Source organism: Klebsiella sp. K4 (genome assembly GCF_014596785.2).
Classification (GTDB): Bacteria; Pseudomonadota; Gammaproteobacteria; order Enterobacterales; family Enterobacteriaceae; genus Klebsiella; species Klebsiella pneumoniae.
Window position 1 is genome coordinate 4,990,059 of sequence record NZ_CP115021.1, and the last position, 25,810, is coordinate 5,015,868.

22 protein-coding genes and 1 riboswitch are annotated in these 25,810 nt (G+C 56.6%); of the genes, 13 read left to right on the forward strand and 9 right to left on the reverse strand.

Going from position 1 to position 25,810, the window contains the following annotated elements:
* Window positions 1–5 precede the first annotated feature (5 nt).
* The 4 genes from ubiC to malK all read right to left on the reverse strand — a co-directional run bounded on the left by ubiC (window position 6) and on the right by malK (window position 4,211).
* On the reverse strand, window positions 6–503 hold the full coding sequence (ubiC, locus tag IB144_RS24595) for a chorismate lyase (protein WP_002884807.1): 498 nt from the start codon (window positions 501–503) through the stop codon (window positions 6–8).
* Window positions 504–690: 187 nt separating this feature from the next.
* Window positions 691–1,614, reverse strand: coding sequence for a maltose operon protein MalM (malM, locus tag IB144_RS24600; RefSeq protein WP_004151749.1), 924 nt, complete (start codon window positions 1,612–1,614; stop codon window positions 691–693).
* Window positions 1,615–1,728: 114 nt separating this feature from the next.
* Window positions 1,729–3,018: a maltoporin gene (locus IB144_RS24605; RefSeq protein WP_002884747.1), complete on the reverse strand. Its 1,290-nt coding sequence runs from the start codon at window positions 3,016–3,018 to the stop codon at window positions 1,729–1,731.
* An 83-nt stretch (window positions 3,019–3,101) separates the two neighbouring features.
* The gene (gene malK / locus IB144_RS24610; RefSeq protein WP_002884743.1) at window positions 3,102–4,211 is read right to left on the reverse strand and encodes a maltose/maltodextrin ABC transporter ATP-binding protein MalK; all 1,110 of its coding nucleotides are present in this window, start codon (window positions 4,209–4,211) and stop codon (window positions 3,102–3,104) included.
* A gap of 370 nt (window positions 4,212–4,581) precedes the next feature.
* On the opposite strand from malK, the gene malE reads away from it, so the two are divergent.
* From malE to malG, 3 genes are all read left to right on the forward strand, one after another.
* Entirely contained in the window at window positions 4,582–5,772 is a 1,191-nt protein-coding gene (malE, locus tag IB144_RS24615) for a maltose/maltodextrin ABC transporter substrate-binding protein MalE (protein ID WP_009309456.1), read from the forward strand.
* 117 nt (window positions 5,773–5,889) lie between these two features.
* Window positions 5,890–7,434, forward strand: a complete 1,545-nt coding sequence (malF, locus tag IB144_RS24620) for a maltose ABC transporter permease MalF (RefSeq protein ID WP_002884726.1) — start codon at window positions 5,890–5,892, stop codon at window positions 7,432–7,434.
* Between the two features lie 14 nt (window positions 7,435–7,448).
* A complete protein-coding gene (malG, locus tag IB144_RS24625; protein ID WP_002884725.1) occupies window positions 7,449–8,339 on the forward strand; it encodes a maltose ABC transporter permease MalG in 891 nt (296 codons plus the stop codon).
* Between the two features lie 191 nt (window positions 8,340–8,530).
* Here malG and psiE read toward each other — a convergent pair whose 3' ends face one another.
* The gene (gene psiE / locus IB144_RS24630; protein ID WP_002884721.1) at window positions 8,531–8,941 is read right to left on the reverse strand and encodes a phosphate-starvation-inducible protein PsiE; all 411 of its coding nucleotides are present in this window, start codon (window positions 8,939–8,941) and stop codon (window positions 8,531–8,533) included.
* A 373-nt stretch (window positions 8,942–9,314) separates the two neighbouring features.
* Between psiE and IB144_RS24635 the strand changes: the two genes are divergently transcribed.
* The 6 genes from IB144_RS24635 to IB144_RS24660 all read left to right on the forward strand — a co-directional run bounded on the left by IB144_RS24635 (window position 9,315) and on the right by IB144_RS24660 (window position 13,211).
* Window positions 9,315–10,592, forward strand: a complete 1,278-nt coding sequence (locus tag IB144_RS24635) for an L-serine ammonia-lyase, iron-sulfur-dependent, subunit alpha (protein WP_032433758.1) — start codon at window positions 9,315–9,317, stop codon at window positions 10,590–10,592.
* An 83-nt stretch (window positions 10,593–10,675) separates the two neighbouring features.
* On the forward strand, window positions 10,676–11,416 hold the full coding sequence (locus tag IB144_RS24640; protein ID WP_004177854.1) for an AzlC family ABC transporter permease: 741 nt from the start codon (window positions 10,676–10,678) through the stop codon (window positions 11,414–11,416).
* Window positions 11,409–11,729, forward strand: a complete 321-nt coding sequence (locus IB144_RS24645) for an AzlD domain-containing protein (protein WP_004177855.1) — start codon at window positions 11,409–11,411, stop codon at window positions 11,727–11,729. Before IB144_RS24640 ends, IB144_RS24645 begins: the two co-directional genes overlap by 8 nt.
* A 20-nt stretch (window positions 11,730–11,749) precedes the next feature.
* The gene (locus tag IB144_RS24650) at window positions 11,750–12,130 is read left to right on the forward strand and encodes a Rid family detoxifying hydrolase (protein WP_004178266.1); all 381 of its coding nucleotides are present in this window, start codon (window positions 11,750–11,752) and stop codon (window positions 12,128–12,130) included.
* 107 nt (window positions 12,131–12,237) lie between these two features.
* Complete coding sequence (locus IB144_RS24655; RefSeq protein WP_004177856.1) at window positions 12,238–12,747, forward strand: GNAT family N-acetyltransferase; 510 nt, start codon at window positions 12,238–12,240, stop codon at window positions 12,745–12,747.
* 8 nt (window positions 12,748–12,755) lie between these two features.
* A complete protein-coding gene (locus IB144_RS24660; protein ID WP_004178265.1) occupies window positions 12,756–13,211 on the forward strand; it encodes an acyltransferase in 456 nt (151 codons plus the stop codon).
* Window positions 13,212–13,260: 49 nt separating this feature from the next.
* On the opposite strand, the gene pgi is transcribed toward IB144_RS24660, so the two are convergent.
* A complete protein-coding gene (gene pgi, locus IB144_RS24665) occupies window positions 13,261–14,910 on the reverse strand; it encodes a glucose-6-phosphate isomerase (RefSeq protein ID WP_023159379.1) in 1,650 nt (549 codons plus the stop codon).
* Window positions 14,911–15,259: 349 nt separating this feature from the next.
* Window positions 15,260–15,495, forward strand: a riboswitch (Lysine riboswitch).
* Window positions 15,496–15,674: 179 nt separating this feature from the next.
* Here pgi and lysC point away from each other — a divergent pair.
* The 3 genes from lysC to IB144_RS24680 all read left to right on the forward strand — a co-directional run bounded on the left by lysC (window position 15,675) and on the right by IB144_RS24680 (window position 18,481).
* A complete protein-coding gene (lysC, locus tag IB144_RS24670; protein ID WP_004146591.1) occupies window positions 15,675–17,024 on the forward strand; it encodes a lysine-sensitive aspartokinase 3 in 1,350 nt (449 codons plus the stop codon).
* A 138-nt stretch (window positions 17,025–17,162) separates the two neighbouring features.
* Window positions 17,163–18,092 (forward strand): ketopantoate/pantoate/pantothenate transporter PanS, encoded by a 930-nt coding sequence (gene panS / locus IB144_RS24675; RefSeq protein ID WP_002884627.1) that lies wholly within the window; start codon window positions 17,163–17,165, stop codon window positions 18,090–18,092.
* A 116-nt stretch (window positions 18,093–18,208) separates the two neighbouring features.
* Entirely contained in the window at window positions 18,209–18,481 is a 273-nt protein-coding gene (locus IB144_RS24680) for a DUF3811 domain-containing protein (RefSeq protein ID WP_002884625.1), read from the forward strand.
* Here IB144_RS24680 and rluF read toward each other — a convergent pair.
* Complete coding sequence (rluF, locus tag IB144_RS24685; RefSeq protein WP_023342414.1) at window positions 18,478–19,353, reverse strand: 23S rRNA pseudouridine(2604) synthase RluF; 876 nt, start codon at window positions 19,351–19,353, stop codon at window positions 18,478–18,480. The genes IB144_RS24680 and rluF overlap by 4 nt on opposite strands.
* A gap of 198 nt (window positions 19,354–19,551) precedes the next feature.
* On the opposite strand from rluF, the gene pepE reads away from it, so the two are divergent.
* Window positions 19,552–20,241 (forward strand): dipeptidase PepE, encoded by a 690-nt coding sequence (gene pepE, locus IB144_RS24690; RefSeq protein ID WP_004895000.1) that lies wholly within the window; start codon window positions 19,552–19,554, stop codon window positions 20,239–20,241.
* 112 nt (window positions 20,242–20,353) lie between these two features.
* Here pepE and IB144_RS24695 read toward each other — a convergent pair whose 3' ends face one another.
* On the reverse strand, window positions 20,354–21,985 hold the full coding sequence (locus IB144_RS24695; RefSeq protein WP_004177864.1) for a Na/Pi cotransporter family protein: 1,632 nt from the start codon (window positions 21,983–21,985) through the stop codon (window positions 20,354–20,356).
* A 129-nt stretch (window positions 21,986–22,114) separates the two neighbouring features.
* Window positions 22,115–25,798: a methionine synthase gene (gene metH / locus IB144_RS24700; protein WP_023342412.1), complete on the reverse strand. Its 3,684-nt coding sequence runs from the start codon at window positions 25,796–25,798 to the stop codon at window positions 22,115–22,117.
* Window positions 25,799–25,810 lie beyond the last annotated feature (12 nt).

Here is a 25,810-nt window from a genome sequence, read left to right on the forward strand (position 1 = left end):
TCCTCTTAGTACAACGGCGACGCAGGCAAGAAAAGCTCGGTCAGCAGCAGGGGTTTGCCGCTCAGCCGCAGGCGGGAACGACGCCCCCACAGCGCTGCATCGCGACCAATTTCAATAAAATCGCGGGTTAATGTCGACGACGTAAACAGGTATCGGCCCAGCGGAGTTTGCCCGAGCTGCTGTAGCGCCAGCTCCGGACCACACAGCGTCGACTCCGGCGCCACCGTGCGCCCGGCCAGCCAGGGCTCGCCATCGGCATTGAGTATAATCTCCCGCAGCCAGTAGCGCGGCTCGTCGGGCAGCAGCGCCGCTTCGTCAGTCAGCGCGTCACGGCCGATATACCCTTCGTTAACCAGGGTCACGGTGACCTGCTTTCCTTGTTGTTCAAAGCGCTGGGTCATTGAGTCCTCCAGCAGCAGCCAGTCACTTAGCGGCGGCGGCAGGGATGGCATAACGGCAAAATAGCGCAGCGCACGCAGTCGCGTAAGCGCAGGATGGGACATGCCTGATTCTCCGGTACATAACGTGAAAGCATTGTATCGCAGAATAGGCGGTTGGTGGCGGGCAAACGTCAATATACGATCATTCACGCAACAGCCATGCAACAGGCTGCCGCGCGTGCAAAAAAAGGTGCATCCCGGAGGATGCACCTAAAGGCTGTGCCTAAACATCAGCATTGTGGGGAGACGATTACCCCTTGCCTTTTACACTGCTGATAAAGGTGGAACGAGCGGATTTCGAGCCGAGGCGCTCAGCTTCGTTCATCAATTTCAGGGCTTTGTCGATGTCACCTTGTTTCACCGCCTGCTTAATACCATTGTTGAAGTAGGTTTCGGTATCGCTGAGCATCGGTTCGCTTTTGGCGGCCGGCGCCGCGGCGGCGGCTGGCGCGGCTACCGGCGCCGCGGTGTTGCCGACGGTTACCGGACCCGGGCCGGAGGAGCCGAACAGCGGCCCCACCAGCACGCTGGAAGTGCTATTAGTTTTCACTTTCAGCTTCAGCACGCCATCGGTGGTATGTTTAGCGATCGGATCCGGGATATCCGGGGCCGCATTGCCAGCGCCTTTGGCATAGGCTTTCGCCGGATCCAGCAGGGTCGTGGTCTGCTGGAGATCTTTTTCAGTGGTAAACACCAGCACATAGAGCTTTTGCTGGCCCAGCGCCGGGGTCAGGCGCATCACGCCGCCCAGGCGGTCAGCGGTCATCACGCCCGGCTGCTGATAGGTAAAGTAATTGCTGGGGAAGAACGCCGCGGGCGTCATGTTCTGGTCGAGAATCAGCACGTTCGGCGCAAAAATCTGCTTATGTTTGTTCAGTTCGCTGTCGAGCGTCAGGGTCAGCTCACCGATATTGGCCGGCACGCTCCAGGCGGCGACCGGTCCGACGATCCCCGGGACATCCAGGCGTTGACCGCCGGTGGTTAAATCAACGCTCTGCGTCTTTGATTGATCGGCAGGCGTCCAGATCAGCTGCTGCAGCGCGCTGGCTGGAATAGCCGGCGCGGCGCTGGTGTTCTGCGGTACAAAGTTAACATCGGCAAGGCTCATCCCCGGCACGCATGCCAACATCCCTGCGGATAAACACAGAGCGACGAGAGTTTTCTTCATTTTCATTCTTCTCACCTTGGATAGCATCGGTTTAGCGGTAGCCAGGCAATAGCGCGCTAACCCTGAATAATCAGGAGGGGCTGACGCCCCTCCCAGGTTACACCCGTCCTGCGGACGGTATTACCACCACACTTCCATCTGGGCACCGAAGGTAACTTCGCTGTCGTCACCGCGGCTGGAGGTGAAAGCGCCGCTTCCGCTGCTGTCTTTCGTCTGCAGACCGGAGGTGTTGCTGTAGCCCCAGTTTTCATCCCACTTCGCGTAGGTTGCGAAGATACGGATAGCCGGACGAGACCAGACGCTGTTGCCTGCCTGCCACTGTTGAGCCAGAGTAATTTTGTACTGGTTGTTGTTTTCGCTGGTACGCTGGGATTTCACGTTGTCGTAACCGATTTCCAGCTGGGTGCTCATGATCGGCGTCCATTTGTACATCGGACGGACACCCACGGTGTACCAGGTAGAACCGTTCTTGCTGTCCAGATCCACGTCCTGGTACATTGCCACGTACATCAGGCCCCAGTCATCGTTGAAGTCCATCGCGCCGTGATCCAGAACGCGGATCATGCTGCCGTTGTTATCGATGCTGGTCCCCTGAGAGTGGCCGCTGTTCCAGGAGGTCATTGCGTCAGTGGCGTACTGAACCACAAACTTGTTGAAGCCGCCCCAGATAGACTGAGTATGTTCACCGGTCCACATCCAGCCGTCTTTCGACGCGCCGTCTTCCAGGCGATAGTCATCCTGCGGGTTAGCACGGCCGTAATCGACCCCTAACTCCAGCACGCCGCCCGGGTTGGTTTCCAGACCCGCCAGACGGATATCAAAGACGTCGTTGGCAGTTTTCGCAGCATATTTTTTGGTGTCATCGCTGGAGAAAGTATAAGAGCCGCCGCTTTCTGAGTTACGGGTAGCGGCCAGAGAGAGCTTACCGAAGCCAAGGTCAACGTTTTCCAGACCTGCACCCGGGCCGGAGATATCCCAGTAGTAGAAGTCGATCATGTGAACGTCATGACGCTGATAGAAGCGTTTACCCGCCCACAGCGTGGAGCCCGGCAGCCAGTCGATCAGGTTTTTACCCTGGATGTTGGCTTCACGGAACGCCGGAGAGGTGCTTTCCCAGTCATCTTCCTGATTCACGGAATAGGCAACGTTAGTATCGAAATAAAAACTCTTATCCCCTTCCTTCCACAGCTCCTGGCCCAGCTTCAGTTCCGCATAGGTTTCACATTCGTTACCAAGACGGTATTTACTTTGAGCGCCAGTCGCTTTGAAGCACTGTTGCTCGCCGCCGCTGCCGGTCCAGCCAATGCCGGAACGCGCGTAGCCATGGAAATCGACAGCCAGCGCCTGAGCAGACATCACGCCTGCTGCGACGGCGACCGCCAGAGGAAGTTTGCGCAGAGTAATCATCATTCTATCTCCTGAGATCATTGCTTTTATTTGCACGCTTCGCCGGTATATCGCCAGCCGGGTTCGCGCTTTTTTAATGGGAAGCCTTACACGCCCGGCTCTTTATGCAGCCGACGACAAGCGGTGCCATCCTCACGGAATAAATGGCAACGTTCTGGCGGCAAACCGATAGCGAATGTGGCTCCCTCTTCTACCAACACCACGTCGTTCTGGCGGTAAACCAGGTTCTGACGGATGGCGGGGATCTGGATATGAATTTGCGTTTCGTGACCGAGCTGTTCGACGACCTGGACCTCGCCTTCAAGGGTTACATCGGCGATATCGCTGGGCAGTAAATGCTCCGGTCGAATACCTAAGGACATATTGGCGCCCGCCTGCACGTTGGCGCTGTCCACCGGTAGCCAGATTTGCTGACGGTTCGGCAGTTCAACCTGCACCTGATCGATAGCCGTCGCGGTGACTTTGACTGGCAGGAAGTTCATCTTCGGTGAACCAATGAAGCCGGCAACGAAGCGGTCAGCCGGATAGTGATAGAGCTCCAGCGGTTTCCCAACCTGCGCCACACGGCCGGCGTCGAGGACCACGATCTTGTCGGCGAGGGTCATCGCTTCCACCTGATCGTGGGTGACATAGATCATGGTGCGGCCCAGTCGCTTATGCAGACGGGAGATTTCGATACGCATCTGGACGCGCAGGGCGGCATCGAGGTTGGAAAGCGGCTCATCCAGCAGGAAAACGCTTGGCTCTGCCACCAGCGTACGACCAATCGCCACGCGCTGGCGCTGACCGCCGGAGAGGGCTTTCGGTTTACGCTCCAGCAGATGGGCCAGCTGCAGCACTTCCGCAACCTGAGTCACCCGCTGGTTAATCAGATCTTTTTTCGCGCCGGCCAGCTTCAGGCCAAACGACATATTTTCCGCAACGGAAAGGTGGGGATAGAGTGCATAAGACTGGAATACCATCCCAACGCCGCGTTCTGCCGGTGGGATCTCGTTCATGCGGGTGTCACCGATAAACAGGTCCCCGCTGGTAATAGTTTCTAACCCGGCAATCATACGCAGCAGGGTAGATTTGCCGCAGCCCGATGGCCCGACAAACACGACGAATTCCCCTTCGTGGATATCGAGATTGATATCTTTCGATACCACCACGTCACCCCAGGCTTTCGTTACATTTCGCAGCTGTACGCTCGCCATGCCCTTCTCCCTTCGTTACAACCTGTCACTAACAGTCACATTCAAGATGGGTCGACTATGCGGCATTCATTACGCAGGCAAATCCTCCACCCCCCGGCTTTTTTATGGGGGAGGAGATGGGAGGATGAGAGATTGGCTCTCGCCGCGGGGGATGGCGGGCGGAGCGTGATTTCGTGATGGAGGCGACAAAATTGGGCGCTTTTTTCTGTGCTCCAGGACGCAATACGGCCGTTTTTGCAATGGAGATCACACAACCAGCGGGTGGGGCGTAGACCTGGGGAGGATGGAAAGGGGTTGTTAAAAAAGGAAACTCATCATCGTTAAGCCACCGAAGTGTATCCACGAGTACAACACCAAAAAGGACGGGTATATGAAAATCAAAACTGGCGCTCGCATCCTCGCGCTGTCGGCACTGACCACGATGATGTTTTCCGCCTCTGCCCTCGCAAAAATTGAAGAAGGTAAGCTGGTTATCTGGATTAACGGCGACAAAGGCTACAACGGCCTCGCTGAAGTGGGTAAAAAGTTTGAAAAAGACACCGGCATTAAAGTTTCCGTAGAACACCCGGACAAGCTGGAAGAGAAATTCCCGCAGGTTGCGGCGACCGGCGACGGCCCGGACATCATCTTCTGGGCGCATGACCGTTTCGGCGGCTACGCGCAGTCGGGCCTGCTGGCGGAAATCACCCCGGACAAAACGTTCCAGGACAAACTCTATCCGTTCACCTGGGATGCGGTTCGCTATAACGGCAAACTGATCGCCTACCCGATCGCAGTCGAAGCCCTGTCCCTGATTTACAACAAAGACCTGGTGCCGAACCCGCCGAAGACCTGGGAAGAGATCCCGGCGCTGGATAAAGAACTGAAAGCGAAAGGTAAGAGCGCGCTGATGTTCAACCTGCAGGAACCGTACTTCACCTGGCCGCTGATCGCTGCCGACGGCGGATACGCGTTCAAGTTTGAAAACGGCAAGTACGATGTGAAAGACGTCGGCGTGGACAGCGCAGGCGCGAAAGCGGGCCTGACCTTCCTGGTTGACCTGATCAAGAACAAGCACATGAATGCCGACACCGACTACTCCATCGCGGAAGCGGCCTTCAACAAAGGCGAAACCGCGATGACCATCAACGGTCCGTGGGCGTGGTCTAACATCGATAAGAGCAAGGTTAACTACGGCGTGACCCTGCTGCCAACCTTTAAAGGCAAACCATCGAAACCGTTCGTTGGCGTGCTGAGCGCGGGGATCAACGCCGCCAGCCCGAACAAAGAGCTGGCCAAAGAGTTCCTCGAAAACTACCTGATGACCGATCAGGGTCTGGAAGCCGTTAACAACGACAAACCGCTGGGTGCCGTGGCGCTGAAATCCTTCCAGGAAAAACTGGAAAAAGATCCGCGCATCGCTGCCACCATGGCGAACGCCCAGAAAGGCGAAATCATGCCTAACATCCCGCAGATGTCTGCCTTCTGGTATGCCGTTCGTACCGCGGTTATCAACGCCGCCAGCGGTCGCCAGACTGTCGATGCTGCGCTGAAAGATGCACAGAGCCGTATCACTAAGTAAGAAAACGGCGGGTGGCGCGTGCGCCTACCCGCCCTACCACTACGGCTCGGACCGTAGGTCAGGTAAGCGAAGCGCCACCTGACAAATAAGTTTTCACCGCTGTAGAGGATGATCCCCATGGATGCCGTTAAAAAGAGACACTGGTGGCAAAGCCCGCAACTCACATGGTCTGTGATTGGCTTACTGTGCCTGCTGGTGGGTTACCTTGTTGTTTTGATGTACGCCCAGGGGGAGTACCTGTTCGCCATCATGACGCTGATTTTAAGCTCAGTTGGCCTGTATATTTTCGCTAATCGCAAGGCTTATGCCTGGCGCTATGTTTATCCCGGCCTCGCCGGCATGGGCCTGTTTGTCCTGTTTCCGCTGATCTGCACTATCGCTATCGCGTTTACCAACTACAGCAGCACCAACCAGCTGACCTTTGAGCGTGCGCAGCAGGTGCTGATGGATCGTTCCTTCCAGGCCGGCAAAGCCTATAATTTCACGCTGATCCCTGCGGGTGACGAGTGGAAGCTGGCGCTGACCGACGGCGAAAGCGGTAAAAACTACCTTTCTGACGCCTTTAAATTTGGCGGCGAGCAGAAGCTGGCGTTAAAAGAAACCGACGCCCTGCCGGAAGGCGAGCGCGCCAACCTGCGCGTGATTACCCAGAATCGCACCGCGCTGAACCAGCTGACCGCTGTGCTGCCGGATGACAGCAAAGTCATCATGAGCTCCCTGCGCCAGTTCTCCGGTACCCAGCCTCTGTATACCCTCGGCGAAGACGGGGTACTGACCAACAATCAGACCCACGTTAAATACCGCCCGAACAACGACGTCGGCTTCTACCAGTCAATTAACGCCGACGGCAGCTGGGGCAATGAGAAGCTGAGCCCGGGCTACACTGTGACTATCGGCTGGGACAACTTTACCCGCGTCTTCCACGATGAAGGCATTCAGAAACCGTTCTTCGCGATCTTCGTCTGGACGGTGGTGTTCTCGGTGCTGACCGTGGTGCTGACCGTCGCGGTGGGGATGATCCTCGCCTGCCTGGTGCAGTGGGAAGCGCTGAAAGGCAAAGCGATTTATCGCGTCCTGCTGATTCTACCGTACGCCGTACCGTCGTTTATTTCGATTCTGATTTTCAAAGGGCTGTTCAACCAGAGCTTTGGTGAAATCAACATGATGCTCAGCACGCTGTTCGGCATTAAGCCGGCCTGGTTTAGCGACCCGACCACCGCGCGCACCATGATCATCATCGTCAACACCTGGCTGGGCTACCCGTACATGATGATCCTGTGCATGGGGCTGCTGAAGGCGATTCCGGACGATCTGTACGAAGCGTCGGCAATGGATGGCGCCGGCCCGTTCCAGAACTTCTTTAAAATTACCTTCCCGCTGCTGATTAAGCCGCTAACGCCGCTGATGATCGCCAGCTTCGCCTTTAACTTTAACAACTTCGTCTTGATTCAATTGTTGACCAACGGCGGTCCGGACCGTCTCGGCACCACCACCCCGGCCGGTTATACCGACCTGCTGGTGAGCTACACCTATCGCATCGCCTTTGAAGGCGGCGGCGGTCAGGACTTCGGCCTGGCGGCGGCTATCGCAACGCTTATCTTCCTGCTGGTTGGCGCGTTAGCGATTGTGAATCTGAAAGCCACGCGCATGAAGTTTGATTAAGGGAGATAACGATAATGGCTATGGTCCAACCCAAATCGCAGAAGCTACGTTTATTTACCACGCATCTCCTGCTACTGATTTTTATCGCCGCGATTATGTTTCCGCTGCTGATGGTTATCGCCATCTCGCTGCGCGAGGGTAACTTCGCCACCGGCAGCCTGATCCCGGATACCATCTCCTGGGAGCACTGGCGTCTGGCGTTAGGCTTCAGCGTCGAACACGCCGATGGCCGCGTCACGCCGCCGCCGTTCCCGGTCCTGCTGTGGCTGTGGAACTCGATTAAGGTCGCCGGGATCACCGCGATCGGTATCGTCGCTCTCTCCACCACCTGCGCTTACGCTTTCGCCCGTATGCGCTTCCCGGGGAAAGCGACCCTGCTGAAAGGGATGCTGATTTTCCAGATGTTCCCGGCGGTGCTGTCGCTGGTTGCCCTGTACGCGTTGTTTGACCGCCTGGGCCAGTACATCCCGTTCGTCGGCCTCAACACCCACGGCGGCGTCATCTTTGCCTACATGGGCGGTATCGCGCTGCACGTCTGGACGATTAAAGGCTACTTCGAAACCATCGATGGCTCGCTGGAAGAAGCGGCGGCGCTGGATGGCGCGACCCCATGGCAGGCTTTCCGTCTGGTGCTGCTGCCGCTGTCGGTGCCGATTCTGGCAGTCGTGTTTATTCTGTCGTTCATCGCGGCCATCACCGAAGTGCCGGTCGCCTCGCTGCTGCTGCGCGATGTGAACAGCTATACCCTGGCGGTAGGTATGCAACAGTATCTCAACCCGCAGAACTATCTGTGGGGCGACTTTGCCGCCGCGGCGGTGCTCTCCGCCATTCCGATCACGGTTGTCTTCCTGCTGGCGCAGCGCTGGCTGGTTAATGGCCTGACGGCGGGTGGAGTGAAAGGTTAATTTTTTTGTAACACCGGCCCCAAATTTCAGAGGAGGGCCGACGGTCTAGCCGCAATACACGACCCCAACCGGGTATTGTCGCCGTCGCCCTCAGCTGAAAAAGTAAGGTCAATGCCACTGCTATCCTCAACTGGACCCTACATAAATTCTATTTGTGACTGTTGGTCAGCGGCCCTGGAGGCCGCTTTTTTTTATTCGCGTTTCAGGCGATTGGAGTTACACAGCCAGAGCGTAATCACCAGGATCAGGATCGCCGCGGAGTAAATGAGCACCGCCAGCGGCGACTCATGATCGACGATAATAAGCCGCACAATTGCGGTAATACCGATATAGACGAAATAGCGCAGTGGAAAGTGAAAACCGGATTCAAAATATTTAACAATCAGCGCGATAAACTCAAAGTAGAGAAAATAGACCACCAGCCCTTCGACCAGCTTGTACTTACTCACCGGCTCCGGCGTAAACAGTACGTGCGCCAGATGCAGGGTCTCCTTTCCCAGGAACACCACCAGAATAATTCCCAGGCACAGCAGTGCCAGATTCAGCACGGCCTGCATGGCCTTCGCAACGAAATTAACCAGCGGACGATATACCGACGGCATAGTGACACCTCAAATGCATGAACGTTGTCGATCTGTATAGCGCAAAAGTGTGATCCAGATCTACCTATGATTCCTTCGTCTTACGCTATCTCCGGGCTATTGATTCGAAAAGTACGAACAAGAGAAAATTGTCCTTCCAGCAACGCTGTGAGCAGATTAACAAAATCATCCGTTACGCTTAGAACGAATCAACCCAACTAACTGAAATATAAAAAGTTTACTTTTTGAAACAGGTGTATCTTAAAACCTCCCGTAAGATAATATTTTTCTCCAAACCACAGTCTTTTTATGGTTATTAGGGTAAGTTTTTTCTTATCTTTTGTCTTAGCATTATCGCAGCTGAATAAAATTTAATTTTGGACATTAAATCATTATGAACACCGATAACGCTTCCCTGTACGTAAAATGGCTCAAACAAGAGGTCGCCCCGGCTTTAGGTTGTACTGAACCCGTCGCTATTTCCTTCGCGGCCGCCTACGCCGCACAATATCTGGATCAGCCTTGCACAAAAATTAGCGGTTTTATTTCCGCCAATCTTTATAAAAACGCGATGGGCGTCACCATACCCGGCACCACCGTTTGCGGTGTACCGCTGGCAGCCGCAATTGGCGCATTTGGCGGCGACCCGCAAAAGGGATTAAAAACGCTGGAAGATATCACTCCGCGACACGTTGAAATGGCGCAGAAGCTGATCGCCAATAACGCCGTTGATATTGCCGTCGAAGAGACCCCGGATTTTATCCATCTCGATTTAACCCTCTCTGCTGGCGAGAATTGCTGTCGTGTCGTGGTCAAAGGAACCCACACCAACGTGGTCGAACTTTATATTAATGGCCAGCCGCAGCCATTAAGCGAAAAACAGAATACGCGCACCCAGCGCGAAACGCTGCCCACTTTCTCGCTACAACAGGCTTACGAATTTATTAATAGCGTCGACTTTAATGATATTCGCTTTATTCTCGACGCCGCGCGCTTAAACTCCGCGCTGGCGGCAGAAGGCAAAACAAAAAAATATGGCCTGAACATTAACGGTACCTTTTCTGACGCAGTGAAAAACGGCCTGATGAGCAACGATCTGTTAAGCAAGGTGATCATCAACACCGTCGCCGCTTCAGATGCCCGCATGGGCGGCGCGCCGGTGGTAGCGATGTCTAACTTCGGCTCAGGCAATCAGGGCATTACAGCAACCATGCCGGTAGTGGTGGTTGCAGAGCATCTCGGCGTCGATGAAGAGACCCTGGCTCGCGCTTTGTCTCTCTCTCATCTCACTGCCATCTCAATTCATTCTCGTTATACGCGCTTATCTGCGCTATGCGCAGCCTCAACCGCCGCTATGGGCGCCGCCGCCGGTATGGCATGGCTGTTTACCCGCGATATCAACACCATTAATACCGCAATTATTAATATGGTCAGCGATATTACCGGCATGATTTGTGATGGCGCTTCCAACAGCTGCGCGATGAAAGTCTCGTCAGTGGTCTCCAGCGCCTTTAAGGCGGTACTAATGGCAATGCAAAATAGCTGCGCTGGCGCCAATGACGGTATTGTCTGCGCCGATGTCGAGCAGACTATTAATAACCTGTGCCGTCTGGTGATTAAACCAATGACTCTCACCGATAAAGAAATTATCAGCATTATGGTCGCTAAATAATACCATTTCACGGGCCTGAAAGAGCAGGCCCCGATTAACGTACTCTACCCACACTATTATTTATAAATTAGCAGGTATAGCAGATGAATAAAAAAGTCATCTTCCGCGGCGCCAGCGCTATTATGCCCCTATGCATCGGCGACTTTCCATTTTCATTTATTGTCGGCGCATTAAGCGTTAGCGCGGGCATGAGCGTCTGGCAGAGTACGGCGTGGTCGGCGATCGTCATTGCCGGCTCGGCGCAAATGCTGGCACTGAATATGTTAAAAACCGGCGCCACGCTCGGCGTGATTATTTTCACCACATTAATTATCAATCTTCGCCACGTGCTGTATAGCGCCTCTATTTCCGGAACCGTGCGCGAAGCTTCATTCTTTAAAAAATGCTTTATGTCCTATGCGCTCACCGACGAGGTGTATGCCACCACCGTCAAAGAGATGGAAGGAAATAAAAAGGAAAAATATCTGTTTTATGGTTCGGCGATGATTACCTTCTGGGCGATTTGGGTGCTGGCTGATTTTCTTGGCGCGCTGGTCGGCGCCTCGTTTCCCCACATTGAGAAATACGGTCTCGATTTCGCCATGGTCGCCGCCTTTATCGCCATCGTGGTGCCGCAAATTAAAAGCCAGGCCTGCACCGTCGCCGCGGTTGTAGCCGCCGTTTCCGGCGTGCTGTTAGTGGTCCTACCCTATTCGCTGGGTATCGTCGTCGCCTCAGTGCTTGGCGTCCTCGCCGGCCTGTGCGTCGACCTGGCGGAAGAGCGCAAGCAGATGGCAAAAACCGAATCCGATATGCCGTTAGTGGAGGCGATGGAAAATGAGTAATAGCTATTTTATCGCCCTGACGCTGGGCATGGCCGCGGTGACTTTTCTCATCCGTTTCTCGTTTATCGGCCTGGCCGGCAAGATCCAGATGTCCGAGCGGGTGACCAAAACGCTACGCTTCGTGCCGGTCACCGTTCTGCCGGCCATCATCACCATTCAGATCCTGAGCGTGAATTCCAGCATGGAGTTCGACTTAAAAAATCCGAAGGTGATCGCCGCCATCATCTGCACGCTCGCCAGCTTCCGTTTAGGTCTGGTGTGGGTGGTAGTGAGCGGCGTCGGCTCGCTGGTGTTGTTAAATTATTTTATGTAACCGTTTGAAGGATAAACCGTATGATTATTACCACCGCTGACGCGCCTGCTGCTATCGGCCCGTACGTGCAGGGCGTCAATCTCGGCGCTATGACCATCACCTCCGGTCAGCTGCCGATTAATCCGCTGGACGGCACCATGCCCGAGGACATTGCCGAACAGGCGCGGCAATCACTGGAAAATGTGAAAGCCATCGTTGAAGCTGCCGGACTCACGGTCGGGCAGATCGTTAAAACTACGGTGTTTGTCAAAGACCTGGCGGATTTTGCCGCCATCAATGCCGCCTACGAGGCCTTCTTTATCGAACACCAGGCGGCCTTTCCGGCGCGCTCCTGTGTGGAGGTAGCAAGGTTACCGAAAGATGCCGGCGTCGAAATCGAAGCGATCGCTTTCGCCCGCTAACCCCCAGGCTGGAGGGAGCGCCTCCAGCCTTCTCCCACCGATTTTTGTCGTTCCACATTGTTCACTTTACAGGCAATATAGCCGCAGAACGACGCGAGGAACGCAGCATGTTAACTATTCGACAGGCATGTCCCGAGGACGCGCCCCAGCTTAGCGCGATGGGCTATGCCAGCTATCATCACCACTTTGCTCATCTCTGGCGCGATGCCGATGAACTGGCGTTATTTCTTAAGCAAGAATATGCCGAAGATGCGCTACGTCGGAGTCTTGCGGATGCGACCCAACACTGGCTCATCGCCGAAGCCCCCTCTCCTGTTGGTTTCGCTAAATATAGCTATCAGCAGCGAATGGCTGACGACGGCAAGATTGGTACGCTGCTGCATAAGCTCTACCTGATGCCGGGGAAGACTGGCCACCGCTACGGCGAGCATATTTTTCACGCCGTCGAGACGCGAGCAAAAACGGCCGGTGAAAGCTGGCTGTGGCTGGAAGTACTCGCCGCGAATCCCGCCGCGCGCCGTTTTTACGAACGTCAGGGGATGCAGCACATCAGAGACACGACTTTCCACTCCGCCAGCCAGCAAAGCACCTTACATATTCTGGCCAAACCGATTTGAGAGGAACTATGCCTGAGCTTCGTGATACCGGCGTACGTAACGTCGTTTGTGGGGAAAATGTCGTTATTTACCAGCCCGCCAACCTCTATGATTGCCGGCTCGGCGATAACGTCTTCGTCGGGCCGTTCGTTGAGATCCAGGGGAATACCCGCATCGGCGCGAACAGTAAAATTCAATCCCATACCTTTATCTGCGAGTACGTCACCATCGGCCAGCGCTGCTTTATCGGTCACGGCGTGATGTTTGCCAACGACCTGTTTCGCGAGGGTAAACCAAACGCCGACCGCGCCAGCTGGGGGCGGATCGAGATTGGCGATGACGTGTCGATCGGCAGCGGCGCCACGATTCTGGCCGTCAGCATCTGCGATGGGGTGGTGATAGGCGCGGGCAGCGTGGTAACGAAGTCCATTACCGAGAAAGGCGTGTGGGCGGGGAATCCGGCGAGGCTGCTGCGGCGGCTATAAATAAAAATGCCGACCAAAGGGTCGGCATTCCGTCTTAGCTGCGCAAGCGTTATGCGCGCCAGGCTTTATAACGGTTAATCAGGCCGTTAGTAGAGCTGTCGTGGCTGCTAACTTTGCTGCCGTCTTTCAGCTCCGGCAGGATGCGGTTAGCCAGCTGTTTGCCCAGCTCAACGCCCCACTGGTCAAAGGTGAAGATGTTGAGGATCGCGCCCTGGGTGAAGATTTTGTGCTCGTACAGGGCAATCAGCGCCCCGAGGCTGAACGGGGTGATCTCACGCAGCAGGATGGAGTTAGTCGGGCGGTTACCTTCGAACACTTTGAACGGCACCACGTGCTCCAGGGTCGCCGGGTCTTTACCCTGATCGCGATATTCCTGCTCAACCACTTCGCGGGATTTACCAAAGGCCAAGGCCTCGGTCTGGGCGAAGAAGTTAGACAGCAGTTTCTGATGGTGGTCAGACAGCGGGTTGTGGGTGATAGCCGGAGCGATGAAATCGCACGGTACCATTTTGGTGCCCTGGTGGATCAGCTGGTAGAACGCGTGCTGACCGTTGGTGCCCGGCTCACCCCAGATGATTGGGCCAGTCTGGTAGTCTACCGCGTGGCCGTTACGGTCAACATACTTACCGTTGGACTCCATGTTGCCCTGCTGGAAGTAAGCGGCAAAGCGGTGCATGTACTGGTCGTACGGCAGAATCGCTTCGGTTTCCGCACCGAAGAAGTTGTTGTACCAGATGCCGATCAGCGCCAGCAGCACCGGCAGGTTTTTCTCCGCCGGAGTGGTGGAGAAGTGCTTATCCATCGCATGCGCGCCGGACAGCAGCTCAACGAAGTTGTCGAAGCCCACGGAGAGAATGATGGACAGACCAATCGCCGACCACAGGGAGTAACGGCCGCCAACCCAGTCCCAGAATTCGAACATGTTGGCGGTGTCGATGCCGAACTCGCCAACCGCTTTCGCGTTGGTGGAAAGCGCGGCGAAGTGTTTCGCCACGTGCTTGTCGTCGCCCGCGGTTGCCAGGAACCAGTCGCGCGCGCTGTGGGCGTTGGTCATGGTTTCCTGGGTAGTGAAAGTCTTGGACGCTACCAGGAACAGAGTCGTTTCCGGATTCACGTTCTTCAGCACTTCGGCGATATGGGTGCCATCGACGTTAGAGACAAAGTGCATGTTGAGGTGGTTTTTATACGGACGCAGCGCCTCGGTCACCATGAAAGGACCGAGGTCGGAGCCGCCGATGCCGATGTTAACCACGTCGGTGATCGGTTTGCCGGTGTAGCCTTTCCAGCTACCGGAGATAATCGCTTCGGAGAAGGTTTTCATCTTCTCCAGCACAGCGTTCACTTCCGGCATCACATCTTTGCCATCAACCACAATCGGCGTATTGCTGCGGTTACGCAGCGCGACGTGCAGTACCGCGCGGTCTTCGGTGCGGTTGATCTTCTCACCTGAGAACATCGACTTGATAGCGCCCGCCAGGTCAGTCTCTTTCGCCAGATCCTGCAGTTTAGCCAGCGTCTCTTCAGTGATGCGGTTTTTGGAGAAGTCCACCAGCATCAGATCGTCGAACGTCGCGGAAAATTTAGAAAAACGGTCGCTATCTTTGGCGAAAAGCTCGCTGATAGTGACATCTTTCATTTCGTCGAAGTGTTTCTGTAATGCCTGCCAGGCAGAGGTCTGCGTTGGGTTGATGTTTTTCATTAGCAATACTCTTCTGATTTGAGATTGTGACTTCGGTCGATTGTAGCGCCGGTGACGGAAAATTGTGATGATTTTTGTGACTTGACCCTGACGCCGGTCAGGAATCGGGTCAAAACGGAGTAAAAAGCCCCATTAGTATAGCTATCATAAGGCTTTTTTCTGTTAGCCGCAGAGGCATGAAAAATCCGCATAACCGCAGCGTTGACATAGCTGGCGTTAAGCCTTTATATATCCGCAGTGCTTACGTATTGGTAGGTATCTATTGCTCGCGCATTTCACGCTACAGCGAAAGGGTATTCGCGGGGGATATAATGTCCCTGTTCCCCCGGCCAGGTGAAAGACGTCAGTAATTGCCAGAAGAGGTGCGTTGCCCAGGTAACCGTATTGGAGGAACCAGTCCGGGGAAGATACGTGAGGGGGAGCAACGCCGAGGTGAAAGAGCGTCTGGTCACGCTCCTCGCCGGCCACAGGGGCTGAATCCCCTGGGTTGTCACCAGAAACGTTCGCAGTCGGGCGTTTCATACCCGAACACCTCAGCGCCCAAAGCGGTGAGTCGGGTCTACAAGGTGGAGCACTTCTGGGTGACATCGTAGTTGTTTATCACTCTGCGCCACCCTGTTTATCGCTCTTCCCTTGTGCCATGGCTGAATAATTTGGCCTGGCTTATTAAGACATTTTGTTGCGATCCGGCGGCGTCCAGCCCCTGCCAGGATCGGTGCTCAGGAATCGTTTTAATAAGTCAGGCCCCCTGACACGAGGTTGTTATGACAGATCTAGTCGTCGCCAAATTCGGCGGCACCAGCGTTGCTGATTTTGATGCAATGAACCGCAGCATCGATGTGGCGCTGCTCGATGCCAATACCCGTATTGTTGTGCTCTCCGCCTCTGCCGGCGTGACCAACATTCTGGTGGCCTTAGCGGGAGGGCTGGAACCCACCGAACGTTTTTCCCAGCTGGACGCTCTGCGTCAGATCCAGTTCAATATTCTGGAGCGTTTGCGTTATCCCAACGTGATCCGCGAAGAGATTGAGCGCTTGCTGGAAAATATCACGACGCTGGCGGAAGCCGCCGCGCTCGCCTCCTCAACCGCCCTGACCGACGAACTGGTCAGCCATGGCGAACTGATGTCCACCCTGCTGTTTGTGGAAATTCTGCGTGAACGCGGTATTCAGGCGCAGTGGTTTGACGCCCGTAAAGTGCTGCGCACCAACGATCGCTTTGGCCGCGCCGAACCGGACATCGCCGCCGTCGCCGAACTGACCCAGCAGCAGCTGGCGCCGCGCCTGGCGGAAGGCCTGGTGGTGACCCAGGGCTTTATCGGCAGCGAAGCGAAAGGCCGCACCACCACCCTCGGCCGCGGCGGCAGCGATTATACCGCCGCTCTGCTCGGCGAAGCGCTGAATGCCACCCGCGTCGATATCTGGACCGATGTCCCGGGGATCTATACTACCGACCCGCGCGTCGCGCCGGCGGCGAAACGCATCGACGTCATCGCCTTTGAAGAGGCAGCGGAAATGGCCACCTTTGGCGCCAAAGTGCTGCATCCGGCGACCCTGCTGCCTGCCGTGCGCAGCGATATCCCGGTGTTTGTCGGCTCCAGTAAAGAGCCTAAAGCGGGCGGTACGCTGGTGTGTAAAACCACCGAGAACCCGCCGCTGTTCCGCGCGCTGGCGCTGCGTCGCCGGCAAACGCTGCTGACGCTGCACAGCCTGAATATGCTGCACTCCCGCGGTTTCCTCGCCGAAGTGTTCGGTATTCTGGCGCGCCATAACATCTCAGTTGATTTGATCACCACCTCCGAAGTGAGCGTGGCCCTGACCATGGACACCACCGGCTCGACCTCTGCGGGCGATACCCTGCTGACCCAGGCGCTGCTGACCGAGCTCTCTTCGCTGTGCCGCGTGGAAGTGGAAGAAAATCTGGCGCTGGTCGCCCTGATTGGCAATGAGCTGTCGAAAGCCTGCGGCGTCGGCAAAGAGGTCTTTGGCGTCCTCGAGCCGTTTAACATCCGCATGATCTGCTATGGCGCCTCCAGCCACAACCTGTGCTTCCTGGTGCCGGGCGACGATGCGGAGAAGGTTGTGCAGAAGCTGCATCATAATTTGTTTGAATAAAATTCCTTAGCACGATAAACAATACCTATAGCCGGGCTCGAACCCGGCTTTTTTATAACAACATCAACACAACCAGCTGACCTGCTCGCCGCCCATCGGGATGGCGCGGCCCGGTTCGCGTATCGCAAGGAACACAACATGCTCGCAACTCTGACGCGGCTGTTCCCGTTATGGGCACTGCTGCTCTCCGTTCTGGCCTATTACACTCCCACTACCTTCACCCCAATTGGCCCATGGGTCACCACCCTGCTGATGCTGATCATGTTCGGTATGGGCGTGCATCTGAAGCTGGAGGATTTCAAACGCGTCCTGTCGCGTCCGGCGCCGGTCGCTGCGGGGATATTTCTGCACTATCTGGTGATGCCGCTCGCCGCCTGGCTGCTGGCGCTGCTGTTTCATATGCCGCCGGAGCTTTCCGCCGGGATGGTGCTGGTCGGCAGCGTCGCCAGCGGGACCGCCTCCAACGTGATGATCTTTCTTGCCAAAGGGGATGTGGCGCTGTCGGTGACCATCTCCTCGGTCTCCACCCTCGTCGGCGTCGTGGCGACACCGCTGCTCACCCGTCTGTACGTCGACGCGCATATTCAGGTCGACGTCATGGGCATGTTGCTCAGCATTCTGCAGATTGTGGTCATTCCCATCGCGCTGGGACTGATTGTCCATCATCTGCTGCCGAAGGTGGTGAAAGCGGTAGAGCCGTTCCTGCCCGCCTTCTCGATGGTGTGCATTCTGGCGATCATCAGCGCGGTGGTGGCGGGTTCCGCCGCCCATATCGCCTCCGTCGGCCTGGTGGTGATTATCGCGGTGATCCTGCATAACACTATTGGTCTGCTTGGCGGGTACTGGGGCGGACGTCTGTTTGGTTTTGATGAATCCACCTGCCGTACGCTGGCGATCGAGGTGGGGATGCAGAACTCCGGCCTGGCGGCCGCGCTGGGTAAAATTTACTTCGGCCCGCTGGCGGCGCTGCCGGGCGCGCTGTTCTCCGTCTGGCATAACCTGTCCGGTTCGCTGCTGGCCGGGTACTGGTCAGGAAAGCCCATCGCCAAAAAAGCCGACAAGCGCTGAGCGTGATACGTCCGGGCGCAGGCCCGGGCGTGTGCCTGCTTTAGTTGCCATACAGGCTATCAGTAAAATATTCATTGCCGTACACTGGGTGCTCTGGTCTGACTGAGGGCACCACCATGGCACTCCCCCGTATTACACAAAAAGAGATGACCGAGCGCGAACAGCGCGAATTGAAAACGCTGCTGGACCGCGCGCGTATCGCGCATGGCCGCCCGCTGAGCAATGCGGAAACGAACAGCGTGAAAAAGGAATATATCGATAAGCTGATGGCGCAGCGTGAAGCGGAAGCGAAGAAAGCCCGCCAGGTGAGAAAACAGCAGGCTTATAAAACGGATAAGGAAGCGACCTTTTCCTGGTCGGCGAATACGCCGACCCGCGGCAGGCGTTAACGCCCTTTCTTTTTACGTCCCGGCTGGGTGAAACGTTTCCCGTTACCAGCCGGGCGGCCCTTATCGTTGCTATTTTCCATCTTCACCACCGGGCGCTTGATCCCGGGGGTCGCCGCTTTAGGCTTCGGCTTGGCTTTCGGCTTCGCTTCGGAAGAGGAGTTTTCAATCAGCTTGAACAGGTCGATCAGCTCGTCATCGGTCAGATCGCGCCACTCTCCCAGCGGGATCCCCGTCAGGCTGACGTTCATAATCCGCGTACGCTCAAGCTTCGTCACTTCATAGCCAAAGTGCTCGCACATACGACGGATCTGGCGGTTTAACCCCTGCACAAGGGTGATGCGGAAAACGAACGGCGCTTCTTTCTTTACCTTACATTTTTTGGTCACGGTTCCGAGAATCGGTACCCCCGCGCCCATGCCGCGAATGAACTCATCGGTCACCGGCTTATCGACCGTCACCAGATACTCTTTTTCATGGTCGTTGCCGGCGCGCAGGATCTTGTTCACCAGATCGCCGTGGTTGGTGAGGAAGATCAGCCCCTGAGAATCTTTATCCAGACGGCCAATAGGGAAGATACGCTTGCTGTGGTTGACGAAATCGACAATGTTGTCGCGCTCGCCGTCTTCCGTGGTGCTCACAATGCCGACCGGCTTATTCAGCGCAATCAGCACCAGATCATCCGCTTCACGCGGCTCAATCAACCGTCCGTTAACTTTGACTAAATCGCCAGGCTTCACCTGATCGCCAATGGTGGCGCGCTTGCCATTGATAAAGACGTTGCCTTGTTCAATAAAGCGGTCCGCTTCGCGACGCGAGCAGATGCCGCTTTCACTGATGTATTTATTTAATCGGGTTGATGAGTCGGGCAGCATAGATTCTCCTGTAAAAGCGAAATATACCCTACCTTGTGGGCGAGAAAAAACCTGGATTGTGTGATTCATTCTCCAGAAGCTTCGTCGGGCTTGTGAACAGCATTCCGCTTACCCACATCATGCGCCATATCAGCGCGTCGGTATGGGGGCGATGCTAGAATTTCTGCTTCAATAATATTTTTAAAACAGGAAGAAAAGATGGAACTGCTGTTACTCAGTAACTCCACGCTGCCGGGGAAAGCCTGGCTGGAACACGCCCTGCCGCTGATTGCCGGTCAGGTCAAAGGCCGCCGTAAGGCGGTATTCATCCCCTTCGCTGGCGTGACGCAATCCTGGGATGATTATACGGCCAAAGTGGCTGCGGTTATGGCGCCCATGGCGGTCAGCGTAACCGGTATCCACAGCGTCGACGACCCTATCGCCGCCATTGAAAGCACCGAGATGGTGATCGTCGGCGGCGGGAACACCTTCCAGCTGTTGAAAGAGTGCCGCAGTCGCGGTTTGTTGGCGCCGATTGTCGATGTCGTCAAACGCGGGGCGCTGTATATCGGCTGGAGTGCAGGTTCAAACCTTGCCTGCCCGACCATTCGCACCACCAACGATATGCCGATTGTCGATCCGCAGGGATTTGATGCGCTGGGGCTGTTCCCGCTACAGATTAACCCGCACTTCACCAACGCGTTGCCGACCGGGCATCAGGGCGAAACCCGCGAACAGCGTATCCGCGAACTACTGGTCGTGGCGCCGGAATTAACGGTGATTGGTTTGCCGGAAGGAAACTGGATCCAGGTCACCGATGGTCACGCGACGCTCGGTGGCCCGAACCCGACGCTGTTGTTCAAAGCGGGGGAAGAAGCGATAACCCTGCCTGCGGGCCACCGCTTCTGAGCCTGGGTGGCTAACGTTTCCCGGATAGCGGCGCATTGCGCCTTATCCGGGCTGCCTCAATGGAACGTCCAAACGCAAAATCCCGGTTAGCACAGCGCCGCCGGGGAATGGCTCAGTAGTCATCCCGTTCGTCGTCTTCATCCGGCTGCTCCATCACGCTGTAGGCCACCGAGCAGAACAGGCTGTTCAGACGCTTCATATCCCCCAGCAGCGCCAGGTGCAACGTACTGGTTTCGATGCTCTGCACGTTCTGCTGATGCAGACGGTCAACGTGCGCATGCGAGTAGCGGCGGTTAAGAATGCGGAACCGGTGTTTGCTGCGCCGCAGGCGGCGGGCGCTGGGCACATCGCTGGAGAAGAAGACCGACATCGCCAGCTGCAGGTTGCTGAGCAGCAGATCGTACAGGGCGTCCAGCTCCTTTAACCCTTCTACCGAGAAGGCGCGCCGCGCCGCCAGCGATTTATCGGCGATCTCGCTGCCCATTCGCTCGACGATATCGGACGCCTGTTCGAGGTTTAACGACATCTCAATAATTTCCGCCCAGCGCCGGGATTCCTCTTCCGCCAGCTCATCCTTTGGCATTCGCGCCAGATAGAGCTTAATAGCGGTGTAAAGTACGTTGATATCATCCGCCATACGGCGCAGCTCTTTCTCCTGACGCGGTTCGCCATGCATCACCTTGTGTAGGCTCTCCAGCATCTGCTCCATCGCGTCACCAATGCGCAGCGTCTCACGCGCGGCATTGGCCAGCGCCAGCGCCGGGGTGTCCAGCGCCGACGGGTCGAGATGCTTGGGTTTTAGATGGTTATCCAGCTCGGGCTCATCGCGGATCAGACGCTGGCACAGCTTCGCCATCGGTCCGGCAAAGGGCACCATCGCGATGCAGCGCAGCAGGTTGTAAAAGACGTGGAAGTAGATAACCAGCTCGGACTCGGCCAACGGCAGCTTGTGCATCGCCGCGGCCAGCGGATGGACGAACGGCAGAATAATCAGGCTCCCCACCAGCTTAAACAGCAGGCTGCCCAGCGCCACCCGGCGCGCCGCCGCGTTCGCCGCGCTGTTGTTAAGCATCGCCAGCAGCCCCGATCCCAGGTTGGCGCCAATCACCAGACACAGCGCCACCGGGAAAGAGATCGCTCCCGCCGCGGTCAGCGTCGCCGTTAACAGCACCGCCGCCAGGCTGGAGTAGCTAATGATTGCAAATACGGCGCCAATCAAAGCATCCAGCATGATATCGCCGGTCAGCGAGGCGAAAATCACCTGCACGCCGTTCGCCTGGGTTATGGGGTGTACGGCCTGGACAATCAGCTCGAGGGCCAACAGGATCAGCCCCAGACCAATCCCCACCCGTCCAAGCTGCCCGGCGCGGGTCTGCTTGCGGCCGAGGAAGAAAATCACCCCGATAAATATCAACAACGGCGACAGCCACGACAGGTCGAAGGTCAACACCCTCGCCATCAGCGCCGTCCCGACGTCGGCCCCCAGCACCATCACCAGCGCTGGCATCAGACCCACTAAATCCTGGGCGACAAATGAGGTCACCAGCATGGTGGTGGCGTTACTGCTTTGCACCAGCGCAGTCACGCCAAGACCCGCGCAGAAGGCGAGCGGCTTTTTCTCTACGCTGCTACTGAGAACGGTACGCAGGCGAGCGCCATAGACGCGCATCACCCCGGTACGCACGATATGCGTGCCCCACACCAGCAGAGCAACCGCGGACAACAGGTGTAGCAGAGTTAACACGGAATCAGCTTCTCCTTATCGTTATAGGTTTTCCGAAGTTCAGGAACCTATCTCAGTATAAGGGGTTAACCTCAATAAAGAGACAAGGCGCTCACAGAGCGCCTTGTTTGTTGTAAGGAAAGATGACGACTAGTCCGCATCATAGCCCAGATTAGGCGCTAACCAGCGCTCGACCTCCGCCGGCGTCATTCCTTTACGCAGCGCGTAATCTTCGACCTGATCGCGCTGGATCTGCGCCACGGCGAAGTACTTGCTGTCCGGATGGCTGAAGTACCAGCCGGAAACCGATGCGCCCGGCCACATGGCGAACGATTCGGTGAGCTTCATGCCGGTATGGGCTTCGACGTCCAGTAGCTGCCAGATGGTCCCCTTTTCGGTGTGCTCCGGACAGGCCGGATATCCCGGCGCCGGTCGGATCCCCTGGTAGTTCTCGCGAATAAGCTCCTCATTGCTGAGGTTCTCATTGGCCGCATATCCCCAGTAAACCTTGCGCACTTTCTCATGCAGATACTCGGCAAAGGCCTCCGCCAGGCGATCGGCGATGGCCTTGATCATGATCTTGTTATAGTCATCATGCTGCGCTTCATAGGCATCCGCCAGCGCGTCCTCTTCCAGGCCGCCGGTCACGGCGAAGGCGCCGATGTAGTCCGCCTTGCCGCTCAGCTTCGGCGCGACAAAATCGGCGAGGCAGTAGTTGGCGAAGCCAACCTTCTCCGTCTGCTGGCGCAGATGATGGCTCACCGTCAGCACGTGGGTGCGGGTTTCATCGCGATAGATTTCAATATCGTCGCCCACGCGGTTGGCCGGGAACAGACCCACCACGCCGCGCGGGTTCAGGGTTTTCTCTGCGCTCAGCTTATCCAGCAGCTCGTTAGCATCTTTGAACAGGCGCTGCGCCTCTTCCCCTACCACTTCATCTTCCAGAATGCGCGGATATTTACCCGCCAGCGACCAGGTCATGAAGAACGGCGTCCAGTCGATGTAGTTGCGCAGAGTCTCGATACTGGCTTCCACCGTCTGTACTCCCAGACGATGAGCCACCGGCGGCGTGTAGCTCTCCCAGTCAAAGGCCAGATCGTTTTCCCGCGCGGCGGCAAGGGTCACCGGCGGCGTACGCGGTTTTTTACGCCCATGCTGGATACGCACCGTTTCATACTCTTTGCGCGTGCGGGCGACAAACTCGTCGCGCTGCGTGTCCGAGAGCAGCGCAGACACCACGCCGACGGTGCGCGAGGCGTTCTGTACGTAAACGGTCGGGCCGCTGTAGTTCTGCTCGATTTTCACCGCCGTATGCGCTTTCGAGGTGGTCGCGCCGCCTATCAGCAGCGGGATGGTAAAGCCCTGGCGCTCCATCTCTTTCGCCACGTTAACCATCTCGTCCAGCGATGGGGTAATCAGCCCGGAAAGACCAATTAGATCCGCGTTTACCTCTTTGGCCGTTTTGAGAATTTTATCCGCCGGGACCATCACGCCAAGATCGATGATTTCGTAGTTATTGCACTGCAGCACCACGCCGACGATGTTTTTGCCAATGTCATGAACGTCGCCTTTTACCGTGGCAATCACCATTTTGCCGTTACTGGAGCCCTGCTCTTTACTGGCTTCAATAAACGGCTCAAGGTAGGCCACCGCCTGTTTCATTACACGGGCGGATTTCACCACCTGCGGCAGGAACATTTTGCCTTCGCCGAACAGATCGCCGACCACGTTCATGCCGTCCATCAGCGGCCCTTCAATGACCTCAATCGGGCGGGCGGCCTGCTGACGCGCTTCTTCGGTGTCCTGTTCGATAAATTCGGTAATGCCCTTAACCAGCGAATATTCGAGGCGTTTTTTCACTTCCCAGGTGCGCCACTCCGCCTGCTGGGCATTCGCGCCGTCGTCCGCTTTGCTGCCGCGATATTTTTCCGCCAGCTCAAGTAACCGTTCGGTACTGTCATCGCGGCGGTTGAGGATCACGTCTTCGACCGCGTCGCGCAGCTCGCCCGGGAGGTCATCATAGATGGCCAGCTGACCGGCGTTGACGATCCCCATGTCCATGCCGTTGCGGATCGCGTAGTAGAGGAATACGGCGTGGATCGCCTCACGTACCGGGTCATTACCGCGGAAGGAGAAGGAGACGTTGGAGACCCCGCCGGAGATTAGCGCATGCGGCAGCTCGCGTTTGATGTCTTCGCAGGCGCCGATAAAGTCCTGTGCGTAGTTGTTATGCTCTTCGATACCGGTGGCGACGGCAAAGATATTGGGGTCGAAGATAATATCTTCCGGCGGGAAGCCGACCTCTTCGGTGAGGATTTTGTAGGCGCGACGGCAAATCTCAATTTTACGTTCGCGGGTGTCGGCCTGACCAATCTCGTCGAAAGCCATCACCACCACCGCGGCGCCGTAGCGGCGAACCAGTTTCGCATGGTGGATAAAGGATTCGACGCCCTCTTTCATCGAAATCGAGTTAACGATGCCTTTGCCCTGAATACATTTCAGGCCCTTTTCAATGACTTCCCACTTGGAGGAGTCGATCATGATCGGCACGCGGGCAATGTCCGGCTCGCCGGCAATCAGGTTAAGGAAACGCACCATCGCCGCTTCCGCGTCGAGCATCCCCTCGTCCATGTTGATATCGATAATCTGCGCGCCGCTTTCCACCTGCTGACGCGCAACGTCCAGCGCTTCGCTGTACTTCTCTTCTTTAATCAGCCGCTTAAATTTCGCCGAGCCGGTGACGTTAGTTCGTTCACCGACGTTAACGAACAGGCTATCGTCGCCGATATTCAACGGCTCCAGGCCGGCGAGGCGGCAGGCCACCGCAATTTCCGGCAACTGACGCGGCGGCAAGCCCGCTACCGCCCGGCTCATGGCGGCGATATGCTCCGGGGTGGTACCGCAGCAGCCGCCAACGATATTGAGGAAACCGGCTTCCGCCCATTCGCGAATTTGCGTCGCCATGGTGTCGGCGTCCAGATCGTATTCGCCGAAGGCGTTGGGCAGGCCGGCGTTCGGGTGCGCGGTGACGTAGCATTCGGCAATGCGCGACAGCTCCTGGACGTACTGCCGCAGCTCGTCCGGCCCGAGGGCGCAGTTCAGACCAAACGATAAGGCTTCGGCGTGACGCAGCGAGTTATAAAAGGCTTCGGTGGTCTGTCCGGAAAGCGTGCGGCCAGAGGCATCGGTAATGGTCCCGGAGATCATCAGCGGCAGGTCAACGCCTAACGCCTCCAGCTCCTCTTTCACCGCATAGATAGCCGCTTTAGCGTTCAGGGTGTCAAATACCGTTTCAATCAGGATCAGATCCACGCCACCTTCCACCAGCGCCCGGGTGGATTCGCGATAGGCGGCCACCAGCTGGTCAAAGGTAATATTACGGAACGCCGGATCGTTCACATCAGGCGAAATAGAAGCGGTGCGGTTGGTCGGGCCAAGCACGCCCGCGACATAGCGCGGTTTTTCCGGCGTGCGGGCCGTCCAGGCGTCGGCGCTGGCGCGGGCCAGCTTCGCCGCGGCAAAGTTGATCTCGGCCGACAGGGATTCCATCTGGTAATCCGCCATCGCGATGGTCGTCGAGTTAAAGGTGTTGGTCTCAACGATATCCGCGCCGGCCTCGAAATAGGCGTCGTGGATCTCGCGGATCACTTCGGGTTTGCTGAGCACCAGCAGGTCGTTGTTGCCTTTCAGGTCGCACGGCCAGTCAGCAAAGCGCTCACCGCGAAAGTCCTGCTCACTCAGACGATAGCCCTGGATCATGGTGCCCATGCCCCCATCCAGAACCAGAATACGTTCTTTTAACTGCTGATGCAGTTGCTCAACTTTGCTGCTCACACTTGCTCCCGA

Excerpts from the sequence above, each read along its gene's own strand:
- ubiC (WP_002884807.1), bottom strand. The coding sequence starts at position 503 with ATGTCCCATCCTGCGCTTACGCGACTGCGTGCGCTGCGCTATTTTGCC.
- malM (WP_004151749.1), bottom strand. The coding sequence starts at position 1,614 with ATGAAAATGAAGAAAACTCTCGTCGCTCTGTGTTTATCCGCAGGGATG.
- IB144_RS24605 (WP_002884747.1), bottom strand. The coding sequence starts at position 3,018 with ATGATGATTACTCTGCGCAAACTTCCTCTGGCGGTCGCCGTCGCAGCA.
- malK (WP_002884743.1), bottom strand. The coding sequence starts at position 4,211 with ATGGCGAGCGTACAGCTGCGAAATGTAACGAAAGCCTGGGGTGACGTG.
- malE (WP_009309456.1), top strand. The coding sequence starts at position 4,582 with ATGAAAATCAAAACTGGCGCTCGCATCCTCGCGCTGTCGGCACTGACC.
- malF (WP_002884726.1), top strand. The coding sequence starts at position 5,890 with ATGGATGCCGTTAAAAAGAGACACTGGTGGCAAAGCCCGCAACTCACA.
- malG (WP_002884725.1), top strand. The coding sequence starts at position 7,449 with ATGGCTATGGTCCAACCCAAATCGCAGAAGCTACGTTTATTTACCACG.
- psiE (WP_002884721.1), bottom strand. The coding sequence starts at position 8,941 with ATGCCGTCGGTATATCGTCCGCTGGTTAATTTCGTTGCGAAGGCCATG.
- IB144_RS24635 (WP_032433758.1), top strand. The coding sequence starts at position 9,315 with ATGAACACCGATAACGCTTCCCTGTACGTAAAATGGCTCAAACAAGAG.
- IB144_RS24640 (WP_004177854.1), top strand. The coding sequence starts at position 10,676 with ATGAATAAAAAAGTCATCTTCCGCGGCGCCAGCGCTATTATGCCCCTA.
- IB144_RS24645 (WP_004177855.1), top strand. The coding sequence starts at position 11,409 with ATGAGTAATAGCTATTTTATCGCCCTGACGCTGGGCATGGCCGCGGTG.
- IB144_RS24650 (WP_004178266.1), top strand. The coding sequence starts at position 11,750 with ATGATTATTACCACCGCTGACGCGCCTGCTGCTATCGGCCCGTACGTG.
- IB144_RS24655 (WP_004177856.1), top strand. The coding sequence starts at position 12,238 with ATGTTAACTATTCGACAGGCATGTCCCGAGGACGCGCCCCAGCTTAGC.
- IB144_RS24660 (WP_004178265.1), top strand. The coding sequence starts at position 12,756 with ATGCCTGAGCTTCGTGATACCGGCGTACGTAACGTCGTTTGTGGGGAA.
- pgi (WP_023159379.1), bottom strand. The coding sequence starts at position 14,910 with ATGAAAAACATCAACCCAACGCAGACCTCTGCCTGGCAGGCATTACAG.
- lysC (WP_004146591.1), top strand. The coding sequence starts at position 15,675 with ATGACAGATCTAGTCGTCGCCAAATTCGGCGGCACCAGCGTTGCTGAT.
- panS (WP_002884627.1), top strand. The coding sequence starts at position 17,163 with ATGCTCGCAACTCTGACGCGGCTGTTCCCGTTATGGGCACTGCTGCTC.
- IB144_RS24680 (WP_002884625.1), top strand. The coding sequence starts at position 18,209 with ATGGCACTCCCCCGTATTACACAAAAAGAGATGACCGAGCGCGAACAG.
- rluF (WP_023342414.1), bottom strand. The coding sequence starts at position 19,353 with ATGCTGCCCGACTCATCAACCCGATTAAATAAATACATCAGTGAAAGC.
- pepE (WP_004895000.1), top strand. The coding sequence starts at position 19,552 with ATGGAACTGCTGTTACTCAGTAACTCCACGCTGCCGGGGAAAGCCTGG.